The 13,933-nt window shown below is 68.2% G+C and carries 14 protein-coding genes; 4 read left to right on the plus strand and 10 right to left on the minus strand.

Going from position 1 to position 13,933, the window contains the following annotated elements:
* The first annotated feature begins 144 nt into the window (after positions 1-144).
* Positions 145-1,326, plus strand: coding sequence for a GGDEF domain-containing protein (locus IEY58_RS19055; protein WP_189048678.1), 1,182 nt, complete (start codon positions 145-147; stop codon positions 1,324-1,326).
* A 30-nt stretch (positions 1,327-1,356) separates the two neighbouring features.
* Here IEY58_RS19055 and IEY58_RS19060 read toward each other — a convergent pair whose 3' ends face one another.
* Positions 1,357-1,881: a ubiquinol-cytochrome C chaperone family protein gene (locus IEY58_RS19060; protein WP_189048680.1), complete on the minus strand. Its 525-nt coding sequence runs from the start codon at positions 1,879-1,881 to the stop codon at positions 1,357-1,359.
* Between the two features lie 155 nt (positions 1,882-2,036).
* Here IEY58_RS19060 and IEY58_RS19065 point away from each other — a divergent pair, with 155 nt between their 5' ends.
* The gene (locus IEY58_RS19065; RefSeq protein WP_189048681.1) at positions 2,037-2,468 is read left to right on the plus strand and encodes an outer membrane protein assembly factor BamE; all 432 of its coding nucleotides are present in this window, start codon (positions 2,037-2,039) and stop codon (positions 2,466-2,468) included.
* Between the two features lie 259 nt (positions 2,469-2,727).
* Positions 2,728-3,486, plus strand: coding sequence for an SDR family oxidoreductase (locus IEY58_RS19070; protein ID WP_189048683.1), 759 nt, complete (start codon positions 2,728-2,730; stop codon positions 3,484-3,486).
* 2 nt (positions 3,487-3,488) lie between these two features.
* Here IEY58_RS19070 and IEY58_RS19075 read toward each other — a convergent pair whose 3' ends face one another.
* From IEY58_RS19075 to hpnH, 6 genes are all read right to left on the minus strand, one after another.
* On the minus strand, positions 3,489-4,664 hold the full coding sequence (locus tag IEY58_RS19075; RefSeq protein WP_189048685.1) for a lanthionine synthetase C family protein: 1,176 nt from the start codon (positions 4,662-4,664) through the stop codon (positions 3,489-3,491).
* Between the two features lie 82 nt (positions 4,665-4,746).
* Positions 4,747-6,843 (minus strand): sodium-translocating pyrophosphatase, encoded by a 2,097-nt coding sequence (locus tag IEY58_RS19080; RefSeq protein WP_189048687.1) that lies wholly within the window; start codon positions 6,841-6,843, stop codon positions 4,747-4,749.
* Between the two features lie 300 nt (positions 6,844-7,143).
* Complete coding sequence (locus IEY58_RS19085) at positions 7,144-8,775, minus strand: phytoene desaturase family protein (RefSeq protein ID WP_189048689.1); 1,632 nt, start codon at positions 8,773-8,775, stop codon at positions 7,144-7,146.
* Between the two features lie 139 nt (positions 8,776-8,914).
* Complete coding sequence (locus tag IEY58_RS19090) at positions 8,915-9,349, minus strand: hypothetical protein (protein ID WP_189048691.1); 435 nt, start codon at positions 9,347-9,349, stop codon at positions 8,915-8,917.
* A 114-nt stretch (positions 9,350-9,463) separates the two neighbouring features.
* Positions 9,464-10,204, minus strand: coding sequence for a tetratricopeptide repeat protein (locus IEY58_RS19095; RefSeq protein ID WP_189048693.1), 741 nt, complete (start codon positions 10,202-10,204; stop codon positions 9,464-9,466).
* 120 nt (positions 10,205-10,324) lie between these two features.
* Entirely contained in the window at positions 10,325-11,476 is a 1,152-nt protein-coding gene (gene hpnH, locus IEY58_RS19100; protein WP_189048695.1) for an adenosyl-hopene transferase HpnH, read from the minus strand.
* Positions 11,477-11,680: 204 nt separating this feature from the next.
* On the opposite strand from hpnH, the gene IEY58_RS19105 reads away from it, so the two are divergent.
* Positions 11,681-12,301: a TetR/AcrR family transcriptional regulator gene (locus IEY58_RS19105; protein ID WP_189048697.1), complete on the plus strand. Its 621-nt coding sequence runs from the start codon at positions 11,681-11,683 to the stop codon at positions 12,299-12,301.
* Between the two features lie 6 nt (positions 12,302-12,307).
* Here the strand turns inward: IEY58_RS19105 and IEY58_RS19110 are convergent, their stop codons facing one another.
* The 3 genes from IEY58_RS19110 to thiL form a co-directional block, all read right to left on the minus strand.
* The gene (locus IEY58_RS19110; RefSeq protein WP_189048698.1) at positions 12,308-12,616 is read right to left on the minus strand and encodes a type II toxin-antitoxin system RelE/ParE family toxin; all 309 of its coding nucleotides are present in this window, start codon (positions 12,614-12,616) and stop codon (positions 12,308-12,310) included.
* A complete protein-coding gene (locus tag IEY58_RS19115) occupies positions 12,613-12,864 on the minus strand; it encodes a type II toxin-antitoxin system ParD family antitoxin (protein ID WP_189048700.1) in 252 nt (83 codons plus the stop codon). The genes IEY58_RS19110 and IEY58_RS19115 overlap by 4 nt, the downstream gene beginning before the upstream one ends.
* A gap of 88 nt (positions 12,865-12,952) precedes the next feature.
* On the minus strand, positions 12,953-13,930 hold the full coding sequence (gene thiL / locus IEY58_RS19120) for a thiamine-phosphate kinase (protein ID WP_189048702.1): 978 nt from the start codon (positions 13,928-13,930) through the stop codon (positions 12,953-12,955).
* Between the last annotated feature and the right edge of the window lie 3 nt (positions 13,931-13,933).

Below are 13,933 nucleotides of genomic sequence, written 5' to 3' on the forward strand. Positions count from 1 at the left end.
CTACGTCGAGAGAATTCGTCGCAAGGGCCGCATGCGCGGCCGCGTTTCGAGTGCCACAACCCAGCGGAAGTCTTTCACACTCTCTTCACCGCCGATGATCATAGTCGGCGCCGCGCGGACCGAACCATCGCAAGAGTATCCGACGTGACCCTCGACATAGGGACCGTGTACATTGTCGACGCGCTGAGCTTGATCACGCTCGGCCTTCTCCAGCTCCTCGCCTACGCGACCGGCCGATTCGAGCGCTGGCCGGCCTATTGGGGCCTCAGCAATCTGCTGCTGGGCTTGGGCCCGCTCGGCGTGATGCTGGTGCATGCGACCAACGGCACCCTCGCCATCGTGCTGAGCAACGGGCTGAGCCTCGCGGGCTATTTCCTGCTGCTGGTCGCGATCGACCGCTTCTCCGGCCGCCGCCGCTTCGGCTGGCGGGGGGCTGCTCTCCTGCTGGGTGCTGCAGCACTCATCGCCGTCGTCTGGCCGCAGCCGTCAGACTTCCGGCCGCGCGTGTTCGCGGGCACCCTGCTGCTCGCCGGCTGCGACATCGCCATCATGTGCGAGGGCATTCTGCTCGCCCGCCGGGAGCGGCTCGTGTCCGGCTGGATCCTCGCGGGCACTTTCGCCCCGACCGCGCTGCTGCAATGCGCGCGCGGCATCCTGACGCTGACCAGCCAGATACCGGCCGGCGACCTGCTGGCGGCCTCCCAGTCGCCGGCTCAGCAGTGGATCGGCGCCAGCGTCACCACGTTCGTCGCCATGCGCGGCATCACGCTGCTGCTGCTGGCGGCCGAACGGGACCGGAACCTGCTGATCGCGATCGCCCGGCATGATCCGCTGACCGGCGCCATGAACCGCAACGGCCTCGAACATTCCGTGGGCTTGCTCGCCGGTGCCCGCGGCCGCGAAGCGGCTGAGGCAGCCCTGCTGCTGGTCGACATCGACCATTTCAAGCGCCTGAACGACACGAGCGGCCACGCGGCCGGCGACGCCGTGCTGCAGCTGTTCACCTCGACGGCCGAACGGCAGCTGCGCAAGCACGACATTCTGGCCCGCCACGGCGGCGACGAGTTCGTCATCGTCATTCCGCGTACGCGCGTCGACGAGGCGGTCGAGGTCGCCGAGCGGATCCGCCACGCGTTCGACGCGGCACTCGACGGCATGCCCGAACTGCAGGTGCGGCCGACGCTCAGCATAGGCGTCGCCAGCGGCAACCTGGCGCATGACGGGTTCGATGGGCTCCTGAGGCACGCCGACGCGGCGCTCTACCGCTCCAAGCACCAGGGGCGCAACCGGGTGCAGGCCGCGACACCGGGCATATCCTTCGCCTGATCGCTTACCCTGATCGCTCACCCCGATCGCTCACAAGGCGGCGAACGCGATACGGCCGGCGGTGATCTCTGCCACGTCCTGTCCGGCCAGCGCCTGTTCCTGACGCCGGACATAGGCCGCCAGGAACGCCAGATCCTCGTCACGCGGCGCGACCGTGCCATAAAGATTGCGCCGGAGCGCGTCGTGCAAGTCCGTCGTGCCGGCGAGCCCGTCGCGATAGGCCTTGATGCGCCCGGCGAAGCCTTCGGCCATGCGCTTCACCTGCTTGCCGACCGAAAGGTCGCCCGTACCCATCTCGCGGAGCGCCCGGTCCATGTCGGCGAACAGCACATCATAGAGCGTCTGGCCGAACTTCTCAGCCTCGGCCACGCCGCGCAGGCGGTGCAGCACCAGGAAGACATGCAGGATGATCATTTCGAACCGGCCGTCGAGCGTGTCGGGCACGCCGTGCTCGGCGTAGAACGGCACGAGCCGGGCCTGGTCGACGGCAGCGCGATGGACCGCCGCGGCGGCGATCTTCTCGGGCGAATGGCCGAATAGATGAGCGAAAGCCATGGAACCTCGGATTTCGGGGCCGGACGGACGCACGAGGGCCATCGCGGCAATTGACAGACAGGCACCGGAACGGGCACCTATTGCCGCAAATGGGTGCCAAGATACAGACTTTCATTCGCCGCCGCCGTCACGCCTCGCGTGGCGCATGGCTTGCGTTGGCCGCCGTCGCGCCGCTGGCGCTCGCCGCCTGCAGCCCGCCGCAGGAACTGCGCGGCAACCTGCCCGACCCGGATGGGGTCGCCCAGATCGTCCCCGGCAAGAGCACCAAAGCCGACGTGACGAAGCTCATGGGGTCGCCGTCGAACATCAGCACGTTCGATACCGGCACTTGGTACTACATCTCGCGCCGGTCCGTGCGCGATGCGCTGTCGGAGCCGCAGCTTGTCGCCCAGACCGTCTATGTCGTGCAGTTCGACGACAACGGCGTGGTCAAGACGTTCCAGCAGCAGGACAACAACGACACGGACGTGGCGATGATCCCGCGCACGACGCCGGCGTCGGGCAAGGAACTGTCGCTGATCGAGCAGCTGCTCGGCAACTTCGGCAAGTTCACGAACAGCGACGAGAAGAAGAAGACCGGCGGCTGATCGCCAGCTGACGCACCACGCCCCGGTTCCGGGCATTCCGGCCCGATCCCGAGGCCCGATCCCGAGCATTCGCCCGACGACGAGAGAGAGCCCCTGGGCGGCGGCGCCTAGCGGCCGCGCTGGACCGCCGAGATGGGGCCTGGCGAGATGGGGCCTGGAACGCGCGCCACATCGCACCGGTTCCAATTCATCGACGTCGGGTTCGGCATTGCGCCGTCGATCCGGCCCGATGGCCTTGCCTGCTGAGGAGCCTTCCCGCATGCCCGCAACCGATCCGCGCACCCTGATCGTGACCGGCGCCAGCCGCGGCATCGGTGCCGCCGTGGCGCGGCTCGCCGCCCGCGACGGCTGGCGGGTCGCGGTCAATTTCGCACGCGACGCGGCGGCGGCGAACGCAGTCGTGGCCGCGATTCGCGCGGCCGGCGGCACCGCGGAGGCAATCCAAGGCGACGTGGCACGGGAGGCGGATATCCTGGCGCTCTTCGTCGAGGCAGAGCGGCGACTCGGCCCGCTCGGCGGACTCGTCAACAATGCCGGCATCACCGGCGGCTTCGCCCGGGTCGAAGCCCTCACGGCCGAGGCGCTTTCGGCCGTGCTGGCGCTCAATGTCGCCGGCGCCGTGCTGTGTGCGCGGGAGGCCGTGCGACGGCTTTCGACCCGGCATGGCGGCCCGGGCGGCGCCATCGTCAATATCTCCTCGCTTGCGGCCCGCACCGGCGGCTCGGGCGAATGGGTGCATTACGCCGCGACCAAGGGGGCGGTCGACACCTTCACCATCGGCCTCGCGCGCGAGGTTGCGGCTGAAGGCGTCCGCGTCAACGCGGTCGCCCCGGGGCTGATCGAGACCGACCTGCATGCGGCCAATGGCGCCCCCGACCGGCCGCAGCGCATGGCGGCCGGCATCCCGATGCAGCGCGCCGGCACGCCCGACGAGGTGGCCGCGGGCGTCGTCTGGCTGCTGTCGCCGGCCGCCTCCTACACGACCGGTACGATCCTGGAAATCGGCGGGGGCCGGTAGGCTCAGAAGATATCGATCGTCGGGAAGGCCGGCTCGGCGGTGATGCAGTCCCAGAGATAGAGGGCCAGGCCCGGATCACCGGTCCACAGCGAATAGCGGCCGCGGCCATAGGTGGCGCGCGCCTCCCGCATCTGGTCGATCGTCGCCATGGCGAAGGCGCGTGCCCGCTCGAGCCAGCGCGCGTCGCCGGTCCGCCGATGGAGCTTCAGGAACGCATAGCCGTTGCCGCCGGTGCCGTGGCACAGATTCGAGCCCTTGGCGAGCGGTCCCGCGTGCCAAACCAGATTGCCCCCTTCGACCAATAGGGCATCGAATTCGGGTGCGGAGAATGGCGCGTCGGCGAAGGTCGTCACCATGCCGGCAGCGCCATGGCAATGCTGGCACAGCTTCGCCGGCTGGTCGGCCGCGTGCGGCCAGTTGGCGCCCAGCTCCGAACGAACGGCGTAGGCGGCGAGCGCCCGTGCCGCCGTATCGCCGACGAGCGCGCGCTGGCTCGCAACGAGCCAGGCCCAACCCCGCAGCAGCGGCGCCATATGGCCCGCGAACCCATGGACCGGCCCGAGCCAGCGCTGCTGTTTCCCATAGAGGTGCTGGGTCCAGATCGGCCCTCGGTCCGTATGTTCGAGCTCGCTCAGGAGGCGCGCCGCCTGGGTCTGAAACAGCGCCACAAATCGCGCCTCGCCGGTCAGCCCCTGCATATGCAGGCAGGCGAGCATCGCACCCGGCAAGCCCCACATCAGCTCGACCGTCGGCAGATCGTTGCTCGCCGTCGCGAGGCCATGGATCCGATCAGCGAGCGCGGCGCTCGGCGCCAGCCGCATCTCGACGAGCCGGATGCCGAGTTCGCCCATCAGCAGCGAGCCGTGCTCCGGATACATGGTCTGGGCGTACCAGGGCGCGTTGCGCGCCAGCACGGTTGGGACTAACGACGCAAGATCCCGGTCGACGGCAATCGCACCCACGCGGCGCAGCCGATCGATCGCCCAGATGACACCGGCGGCACCGAAATAGATCGAGCCGGTGCCGCCCTCGACATTGTCCTGCGGATGGGTCTGCCACAGCGTCGCGGGATCGAGCGCGGCCAGGGCGTCGTCGGCGATTTCGGCGATCGCGGCACGCGCCTCCGCCGCATCCCAGGCACGATAAGCGGGCGCGACATGGCGTTCGGGCTCGAACATGGACATCAATCCTCGGGCGGGAATCGGCGAAACGGCCCCCGGAGTCGCCCCCGGAGGCCGTCTTCGCTCGCGAGCGGTTCGCTCAGTGGTGCAGTGCCGCCAGGATCGCCAGCAGCAAGAGCGCCACGATGTTGATGATCTTGATCATCGGGTTGACCGCCGGGCCGGCCGTGTCCTTGTAGGGGTCGCCGACCGTGTCGCCCGTCACCGCGGCCTTGTGGGCGTCGGAGCCCTTGCCGCCGTGATGGCCTTCCTCGATGTATTTCTTGGCATTGTCCCAGGCGCCGCCGCCCGAGGTCATCGAGATCGCGACGAACAGGCCGGTGACGATGGTGCCGAGCAGCATGGCGCCCAAGGCGCTGAACGCCTCACTCTGCCCGGCCACCACGTCGATCACGATATAGAGCACGACCGGCGCCAGCACCGGCAGCAGCGAGGGTACCAGCATCTCGGCGATGGCGGCCTTGGTCAGCAGGTCGACCGCCTTGCCGTAGTCGGGCTTGGCCGTCCCCTCCATGATGCCGGCGATCTCCTTGAACTGCCGGCGCACCTCGATCACGACCGAGCCCGCGGCGCGACCGACCGCGGTCATGCCGAGGCCACCGAACAGGTACGGCAGCAAGCCGCCGATGAAGAGCCCGATCACGACATACGGGTTCTGCAGCGCGAAGCTGACATTGAGCGACGGGAAATAGGTCTTGAGATCCTCGGTATAGGCCGCGAACAGCACGAGCGAGGCGAGGCCGGCGGAGCCGATGGCATAGCCCTTGGTCACCGCCTTGGTCGTGTTGCCGACCGCGTCGAGCGCGTCGGTCGTCTTGCGCACCTCCTTGGGCAGGTCCGACATCTCGGCGATGCCGCCGGCGTTGTCCGTGACCGGCCCATAGGCATCGAGCGCCACGATCATGCCGGCGAGCGCCAGCATGGTCGTCGCCGCGAAGGCGATGCCGTAGAGCCCGGCCGTGACATAGGCGATGATGATGCCGGCCGAGATCACCAGCACCGGCAGCGCCGTCGCCTCCATCGAGATCGCCAGGCCCTGGATGACGTTCGTGCCGTGGCCCGTCGTGGACGACTTCGCGATCGAGCGGACCGGCCGGTAGTTGGTCGCCGTGTAATATTCGGTGATGACGACGATGAGGCCCGTGACGGCGAGACCGACGAGCGAGCAGATGAACAGGTCGCCGCCGCTGATGCTGGCGCCGGCCGTGGTCTGCAGTGCGTTGCCGAAGCCCACCTGGCTGCTGATGACGTAGGCGATGAGGGCGGCCGACAGGATGCCGGTCGCGACCAGTCCCTTGTAGAGCGCCGCCATGATGTTCTCGCCGCCGCCGAGCCGCACGAACAGCGTGCCGATGACGGAGGCCACGATGCAGACGGCGCCGACCAGCAGCGGCAGCTGCATGACCGTGTCGCGCGCCGCCCCGGTGAAGAAGATGAAGCCCAGCAGCATGGTCGCGACCACGGTCACGACGTAGGTCTCGAACAGGTCGGCCGCCATGCCGGCGCAGTCGCCGACGTTGTCGCCGACATTGTCGGCGATGACCGCCGGGTTGCGTGGGTCGTCTTCCGGGATGCCGGCCTCGACCTTGCCGACCAGGTCGGCGCCGACGTCAGCGCCCTTGGTGAAGATGCCGCCGCCGAGGCGGGCGAAGATCGAGATCAGCGAGGCGCCGAACGAGAGGCCCAGCAGCGCCTCCAGCACGGCACGCAGCTGGTCGTCCGGCACCGTGCTGCGCAGGATGAAGTAATAGATCGAGACGCCGAGCAAGCCGAGGCCGACCACCAGCATGCCGGTGATGGCGCCGGCCTTGAAGGCGACGGCGAGGCCGGCCGCGAGCCCGCCGCGCGAGGCCTGGGCCGTGCGCACGTTGGCACGGACCGAGACGTTCATGCCGATATAGCCGGCGACGCCCGAGAGCGTCGAGCCGATGATGAAGCCGATCGCCACCTTGAGGCCCAAGGTCAGGCCGAGGATGATGCAGATCACGACGCCGACCATGGCGATCGTGCGGTACTGGCGGTTGAGATAGGCGCGCGCGCCTTCCTGGATGGCGGCGGCGATCTCCTGCATGCGGGCGTTGCCCGCATCGGTCGCCAACACCTGCCGCCCGGCGACCAGGCCGTACAGCAGGGCGATTGCACCGCAAACGATGATGATCCAATTCGTCATGACCATGCCGGATAGCCTCTTATTCGTAGTTTTTGGAGGGCACCGGCCGGAAGGACGAGTCGGCTGCGGTGCGTACAGGCAAGCAGACCAAACAGTTTTGCAATATCAGAACGGCAGAGGCCGCACAATGACCGTACCAGAAGGGCAATGGTTTTACTGAGATCGTCAAACAATGCCGAGGAATTCGGCAAGGTTTATTTCGCAGTTGCACAACCGGTCGAGGCGGAACGCCTGCGGACGGCCGTTGCAGTCCGGATGATCCCGCCCTATCCTCACCCGATTGCGTGACAGCTGTGCGCTTGAACCTCAGGCCTGGGCGACCCGCCCCCAGCGGAAATCCTGGAGAATCTCGCGCGCGGCGTTATGCCCGGGCGCGCCGCTGACGCCCCCGCCCGGGTGGGTGCCGGACCCGCATTGGTAGAGCCCGGCCACGGGCGTGCGGTAGTCCGCGAACCCCAGGGTCGGGCGCGCCGCCCACAGCTGGTCGAGCGCGAGGCTGCCATGGAAGATGTCGCCGCCGATGAGACCGAATCGGCGCTCGAGGTCGAGCGGGCTCAGCACCTGGCGGCCGAGGACCGAGGCCTTGAAGCCGGGCGCGTAGCGTTCGACCGTATCGAGCATGAGGTCGGCGACCGTGTCGCGCGCCTCGTCCCACGACCGGCCGTCCGGCAGGTCGGGTGCGACATGCTGGCAGAACAGGCTCGCGACATGGCCGCCGGGCGGCGCCAGCGTGTCGTCGAGCGTGCTCGGGATGAGGAGCTCGACGATCGGTTCCCGCGACCAGCCGAGCGCACGCGCGTCGGCATAGGCCCGGTCCATATAGCCAAGCGACGGTGCCAGGATGATGCCGGCCGTCAGATGATCCGTGCCGTCGCGATTGGGCGCCGCCGTGAACTCCGGCAAGCGGTCGAGCGCCACGTTCATGCGGAACGTGCCGGAGCGGCAGCGCCAGGCCGCCATGCGCGCGGCGAAGTCCGCCGGCACCGCGGCCGGGTCGACCAGGTCGCGGAACAGCAGTTTCGGATTGAGGTTGGACACGACCGCCCGCGCGCGCAGCACCCGCCCGTCGGCCAGCACCACGCCCGTCGCCCGCCCCACCTGCCCCCGCCCCACCTGCCCCCGCTCGGTCAAGACCCGAGCGACCGCCACCCCGGTCTCGATCTCGCCGCCGCGCGCCGCGACCGACCGTGCCATCGCCTGAGTGATGGCGCCCATCCCGCCCACGGCATGGCCCCAGCCGCCGCGCCGGCCATTGACCTCGCCGACCACGTGATGCAGCAGCACATAGGCGGATCCCGGCGAATAGGGGCTGCCGTAGTTGCCGACCACACTGTCGAAGCCCAGCACCGCCTTCAGGGGCTCGCTCTCGAACCAGCGGTCGAGCAGGTCGCCGGCGCTGGAGCCGATCAGCTCCAGGAGATCACGCTGCGACTCGCGGTCGAGCCCGTAGGCGAGCCCCGCCGCCTCGAGCGCCGGCAGCCAGCCGCCGAGGCCGCGGCCCGGATTGGCCGGCGTCTTCAGCCACAGGCGCCGGACGATGTCGGCAATCCGGTCGAGTCGCTCGCCGAAGGCCCCAAGCCGATCGGCATCCCTGGCCGAGAAGCGGGCGACCTCGGCGCGAGTCGCGGCCGGGTCCGGATGCATGCGGAGCGCCCGCCCGTCGGGCAGCGGCAGCAGGTTCTGCACCTTGCGATCGACGATCCGGAGCCCGTGCACCGGCAGCTCCAGATCGGCAATGATCTTGGGCGACAGCAGGCTCACCGTGTAGGAAGCGACCGAATTGCGAAAGCCCGGATGGAATTCCTCGGTCACCGCTGCGCCGCCGACGACCGGCTGGCGTTCCACGACCTTGACCGTGAGCCCGGCCGCCGCGAGATAGGCAGCCGCGACGAGGCCGTTATGGCCGCCGCCGATGATGATGACGTCGTAATGCCCCATGAAGCGCCTGTCCCTGATTGGCTTTTCGCCAAAGAGAAAGGTGCGAAGGGCGTACGTCAATGGCGGGAGCGCGCCAATCCGTCCCTTGCCCGCTCGCGCGGGAGAGGGACGCGATACGGGCAGCCGTCACCGCCGGCCCTCACCGCACGTGCGAGCGCTCGCCGATGCCCTGGAGCAGGATGTCCTTGACCAGGCCCGGGCCGGTGATCTCGGTCGTGACCTGCATGAGCTTGGCCTTGATCTCCTCGCCTGAGACCGGCGGCGCGTCGGCCGGGCGGGATTCCCACAGGTCGGACATGGCGATGAGATAAGCGTCCTGCAGCCTACGCTTGAACGGGTCGAGCGCCGCCTCGAGCTTGCCTTTCTCGAGCTCGAGGCTGAAGGCGAGCTGGACTTCCTTCTGGATCTTGTTGTTCGCACCGATGACCGAGAAGGCGACGCCCTGGGTGCGCACGAAGACCGGCGCGTTCGGATCGGCAGAGGCGCCCTCCGCCGCGCGCGCGGCTGGCGCCGGCGAGAACAAGGCGACGGCGAGAATCAGAACGAGGCAACGGAGCAGGCGGTCGACCGGCAAGGGATCTCTCCCGACGTGAGCGCCCCTATGGCGCGCGATGCCGTTCGATACGCCCGGAATGCTGACCAGATGGTTTAGAACGAGACTTGGGCCCTTGCGACCGGGTGCCGCGGATCAGGCAGACGCCGCTGCGCGCCGGGCGATCTCGATCCACTCGCTCTGCTCCCGCCGATAGCGCCCGGTACCGCGCTGGGCGCGCTTCAAAATCTCCTCGAAGATCGGCCGCGCCAGGTCGGTCCGGCCGGTCTTGGCCAGCAGCATGGCGTAGCGGCAGCGCGCCTCCTCGCCTGAGAAATAGCCGGCGAGCGCTTCGTATTCGCTGAGCGCCTCGGTGTCGCGCCCCAGGCCCTCGAGGCTGCAGGCATAGATCAGATGGCCCTCGGCCGACTGGAACTTGGCATCCGCAGCGCGCAGCCGGTCGAGGGCGGCGAGCGCGGCCGCCCAGTCGCCGCGCCGATATTGCGCCCGCGCCAGGCCGAGCAGCAACGTCGGATCATCGGCATGAGGGCCGACGAGCGTGCTCTCGTAGAGGTCGACGGCGTCGTCGAACCGCCCGAGCCCGATGAATTCCTCGGCAAGCAGGCGCTTGTTTTCGGCCGTGTCGGCCATGTCGAGATCGGCCGCCCGACGCCGGGCGGCCCGACCGGGGTCGAGCCGCTTCGCTGTGCCGGCCGCAAAGCGGCGCGCAGAGCGGCCGCGGAGCAATTCCGGCAGGATCTCGGCGATGAAATAGGCCGCGATGCCCGCGACCGACAGCAGGACCAGGACCCAGATCCAGATCGTGTTGCGACCGGTCTTGATGACATGGACGACGCAGACGATCTGCAGGACGACGATAAGAAGATAGGCCGGCATCAAGGAGCATCCGGAAGGCAAAGCGGCCGCCAGCCTATCGCAGGTGGGCAGCCGGTCTCCAGCCGTCAAACGAAAACCGCGCGGCCGAGGCCGCGCGGTCGAACCTCTGTCCGTCGGGGGTCATTCCGCCGCGTCGGTCGCGGTCTCGAAGGTCTGCGGCTTGTGCGCCAGCTCAGCCATCTTCTGCTCGACATGGCGCGAGAAGACATATTCGGCCGGCCGCTGGTTCGCGAGCGAGATATCGGGCGCCATCGGGCCGTCGGTCTTGACGCCCTTCAGCGCCACGATCGCCGCCTTCCACGGATGCTTGATCGTGTCGGTGACCGAGGTCGCCTCGTAGCCCGAATGGACCATGCAGTCAGCGCACTTCTCATAGTTGCCGGTGCCGTAGGAGTCCCAGTCGGTCGTCTCCATCAGCTCCTTGTAGGTCTTGGCGTAGCCCTCGCCCAGGAGGTAGCACGGGCGCTGCCAGCCGAAGACCGTGCGCGCCGGGTTGCCCCAGGGCGTGCAGTGATAGGTCTGGTTGCCGGCCAGGAAATCGAGGAACAGCGGCGACAGGTTGAAGCCCCACTTCTTGCCGCCCTCGCCGCGCTTCAGGATGTCGCGGAACAGCTGCTTCGTCTTGGTCCGGTTGAGGAAATGCTCCTTGTCCGGCGCGCGCTCGTAGGCATAGCCCGGCGAGACCATGATGCCGTCGATGCCCATGGCCTGGACGTCGTCGAAGAAGGCCGCGACCTTCTCCGGCTCGGCGCCGTCGAAGAGGGTGGTGTTGATCGTGACGCGGAAGCCCTTGGCCTTCGCCGCCTTGATCGCCGCCACGGCCTTGACGTAGACGCCCGTCTGGCTGACGGCGTGGTCGTGCTCTTCCTCGCTGCCGTCGAGATGAACCGAGAAGGTCAGGTACGGGTTGGGCTTGTACTGGTCGAGCTTCTTCTCGAGCAGCAGCGCGTTCGTGCAGAGATAGATGAACTTCTTGCGGGCGATCAGGCCCTCGACGATCTGCGGCATTTCGCGATGCAGCAGCGGCTCGCCGCCGGCGATCGAGACGACGGGCGCGCCGCATTCGTCGGCCGCCCCCAGGCACTCCTCGATCGACAGGCGCTGGTTCAGGATCGGGTCCGGATAGTCGATCTTGCCGCAGCCGGCGCAGGCAAGGTTGCAGCGGAACAGCGGCTCCAGCATCAGGACCAGCGGGTAGCGCTTGTTGCCCTTGAGATGCTGCTTCACGACGTAGCTGCCGACCTTCACGGTCTGCAAGAGCGATATGCCCACCAGGGACCTCCTAATTGCGAGCCCCGACCGGTAAGATCCTACCTGGGGCGCGAGGGCGGCATCACGAACGCGATGTCGTATTCGCGTTTTTGCACAGCGAACCGGCCGTTGTCAATTGCGGCTGGTGCGGTGCAACGATATAGGGTGTGCATGGCCAGGGCGAAAGCAGACCAAAATACCGCCGCCGAAGGTAGCGACGTTCGCATGCTGGGTGCGCGGCGCAGCCCGTCGCAGGAACGCAGCCAGGAGACCGTGCAGCGGATCTTCGCGGCCGCTTCGCGCTTGCTCGGCCGCGGCGTGGCGCTCGAAGACGTGACCACCGGCATGATCGCCGCCGAGGCCGAGGTCTCGGTTGGCGCCCTCTACCGCTTCTTTCCCGACAAGCAGGCGATCGTCGACGCCATCGCGGCGCGGCACCTGGAGGATTTCCAGGGCCTCTTGATCCAGGCGCTGATGTTTAACCCGCCGGAGGACGGGCCGGCGCTCTTGGGTGCCGTCATCGACGCCTTCGTCCAGTTCCTGGACGAGCGGCCGGACTTCAAGACGATCGCCTACGGCGGCCGCTACATCAGCTCGGCCGCGCGCGAAAGCCATTCAGCCCCCAAGGGCGGCCTCGCCGGCATGGTCAAGAGCTTCATGGTCGAGGGGCTCGGCATCGAGTCGACGCCCGAATTGGACCTGCGCCTCAGCATCGTGACCGTCGCCGGCGACCGGCTTCTGGCCTATGCGCTGGAACAGCCGACGATCGAGGAACGCGACCGCATCGTGGGCGAGATGAAGACGCTCTTGGGGACCTATTTCTTCGCCGAGAGCGAAGAGGGTTAGGCTAGGTTAAACGCGGCCGTCGAAGAACGCGTCCACATCGCGATGCCCTTCCAGAATATCGACCACTTCGAAACGCTCGTCGACATACCGAAAGAAAATGACGTAGCCGCGGTATGGCACCGAGCGAATATCCGGCAGCAGTTCGGGCCGGGCTCGCCCAAGCGTACCCGGCAGGCTCGCAAGCTTGTGGCAATGCTGGCGGAGCTGTCGGACGAAACGGTCGGCGACAGCGATGCTGTCGCTTGCTTCTGCGATGAAGGTGAAGATCGACAGCAGGTCGCGTTCGACAGAGCGAAGAAAGACCGCCCGCTTCACACGCCGATGCCGCGCCGCCGCAGTTCTTCAGCTCGCTCGGCGAGTGCTGCATCCAAGCCCGCATCGTCGACCTGCCCGCCGGCCTCGACCGAAGCTTCGAGCGTGGCCCGCAAGGCCTGCTGCTTGGCCTCCCGCTCCTCGACCAACCGCAGGCCTTCGCGCACGACCTCGCTCGCCGAGCCATAGCGACCCGCCGAGACGGCGCGCTCGATAAACGCTTCCCAGCGTTCGCCCACAGAGACGTTCATACTCTGGCCCCATCCGTTATCGAGTGACGGATCATATCATAAAATGCGCAAATAATGCTATGAGACCTCCGACGACCGCCGCTGACCGCTAAAAATGCCGCCACCCGACGCCAGCGAGCGCCATCGTCTGACCGGCCGCATCCAGCACCTGCACCCCCTGCCCCGCCTCGATCCGGCCGATGGGCGTGACCGGCACGCCGGCGGCCGCGGCGGCGGCCAGGATGGCGTCCTGCTGCGCACGTGATGCAGTGAACAGCAGCTCGTAATCATCGCCGCCGGTGAGGGCCAGCTCGAGCCGGCCGAGCCGGGCGGCGGCCGGCGAGAGCGGTACTCGCGCCGCTTCGATCACGCCGGCGACACTCGAGGCCGCACAGATATGGCCAAGGTCGCCGGCCAGGCCGTCCGACACGTCCATCATGGCGCTCGCCAGCCCCGAGAGCCGTGGGCCGAGCGCGACACGCGGCCGCGGCAGGCGGTAGCGGTCGGCGAGATAAGCGACCTCGGCCGGATCGAGCCGCTCATCGAGTTGTCCTCGCGCCGCCTCCAGGCCGAAGGCGCCGTCACCGATCGTGCCGGACACGAACACGAGGTCGCCGGGCCGGGCGCCGCTGCGTCGCACCTCAGCGCCGGGTGCGACGCGGCCGAACGCGGTCAGGGTCAGGCTGACCGGCCCCGGCGTCGAGACCGAGTCGCCGCCCAGAAGCGCGATGCCGAATTCCGCCTGGTCCTGGGCCAGGCCGTCGGCGAAGCGGGCGAGCCAATCGTCACCGCGCGACTTCGGCAGGGCCGTGGTCAAGAAATAGCCGACAGGCCTCGCCGCCATGGCGGCCAGATCGGAGAGATTGACCCGCACCAGCTTGCGCGCAATCAAATCCGGTGGGTCGTCGGACAGGAAATGCACGCCCTCGACCATCGCGTCGACGGTGACGACCAGCCGCTCGCCCGGCGGGCACTCGACGAGTGCCGCGTCGTCGAGGAGGTCCAGTGCTCCCGGCTGGCCGGCGGCGAGCGGGGCGAAGAATTTCGCGATCCGGCCGAATTCGCCGAGCGCTGTCGGCTTGCCCATGGT

The sequence above is a fragment of the Aliidongia dinghuensis genome, from assembly GCF_014643535.1.
Classification (GTDB): domain Bacteria; phylum Pseudomonadota; class Alphaproteobacteria; order ATCC43930; family CGMCC-115725; genus Aliidongia; species Aliidongia dinghuensis.

What these genes read in the sequence shown, in the direction of transcription:
- IEY58_RS19060 (WP_189048680.1), bottom strand. Translation starts at nt 1,881, where the DNA reads ATGGCTTTCGCTCATCTATTCGGCCATTCGCCCGAGAAGATCGCCGCC.
- IEY58_RS19070 (WP_189048683.1), top strand. Translation starts at nt 2,728, where the DNA reads ATGCCCGCAACCGATCCGCGCACCCTGATCGTGACCGGCGCCAGCCGC.
- IEY58_RS19075 (WP_189048685.1), bottom strand. Translation starts at nt 4,664, where the DNA reads ATGTTCGAGCCCGAACGCCATGTCGCGCCCGCTTATCGTGCCTGGGAT.
- IEY58_RS19080 (WP_189048687.1), bottom strand. Translation starts at nt 6,843, where the DNA reads ATGGTCATGACGAATTGGATCATCATCGTTTGCGGTGCAATCGCCCTG.
- IEY58_RS19085 (WP_189048689.1), bottom strand. Translation starts at nt 8,775, where the DNA reads ATGGGGCATTACGACGTCATCATCATCGGCGGCGGCCATAACGGCCTC.
- IEY58_RS19095 (WP_189048693.1), bottom strand. Translation starts at nt 10,204, where the DNA reads ATGCCGGCCTATCTTCTTATCGTCGTCCTGCAGATCGTCTGCGTCGTC.
- IEY58_RS19105 (WP_189048697.1), top strand. Translation starts at nt 11,681, where the DNA reads ATGCTGGGTGCGCGGCGCAGCCCGTCGCAGGAACGCAGCCAGGAGACC.
- IEY58_RS19115 (WP_189048700.1), bottom strand. Translation starts at nt 12,864, where the DNA reads ATGAACGTCTCTGTGGGCGAACGCTGGGAAGCGTTTATCGAGCGCGCC.
- thiL (WP_189048702.1), bottom strand. Translation starts at nt 13,930, where the DNA reads ATGGGCAAGCCGACAGCGCTCGGCGAATTCGGCCGGATCGCGAAATTC.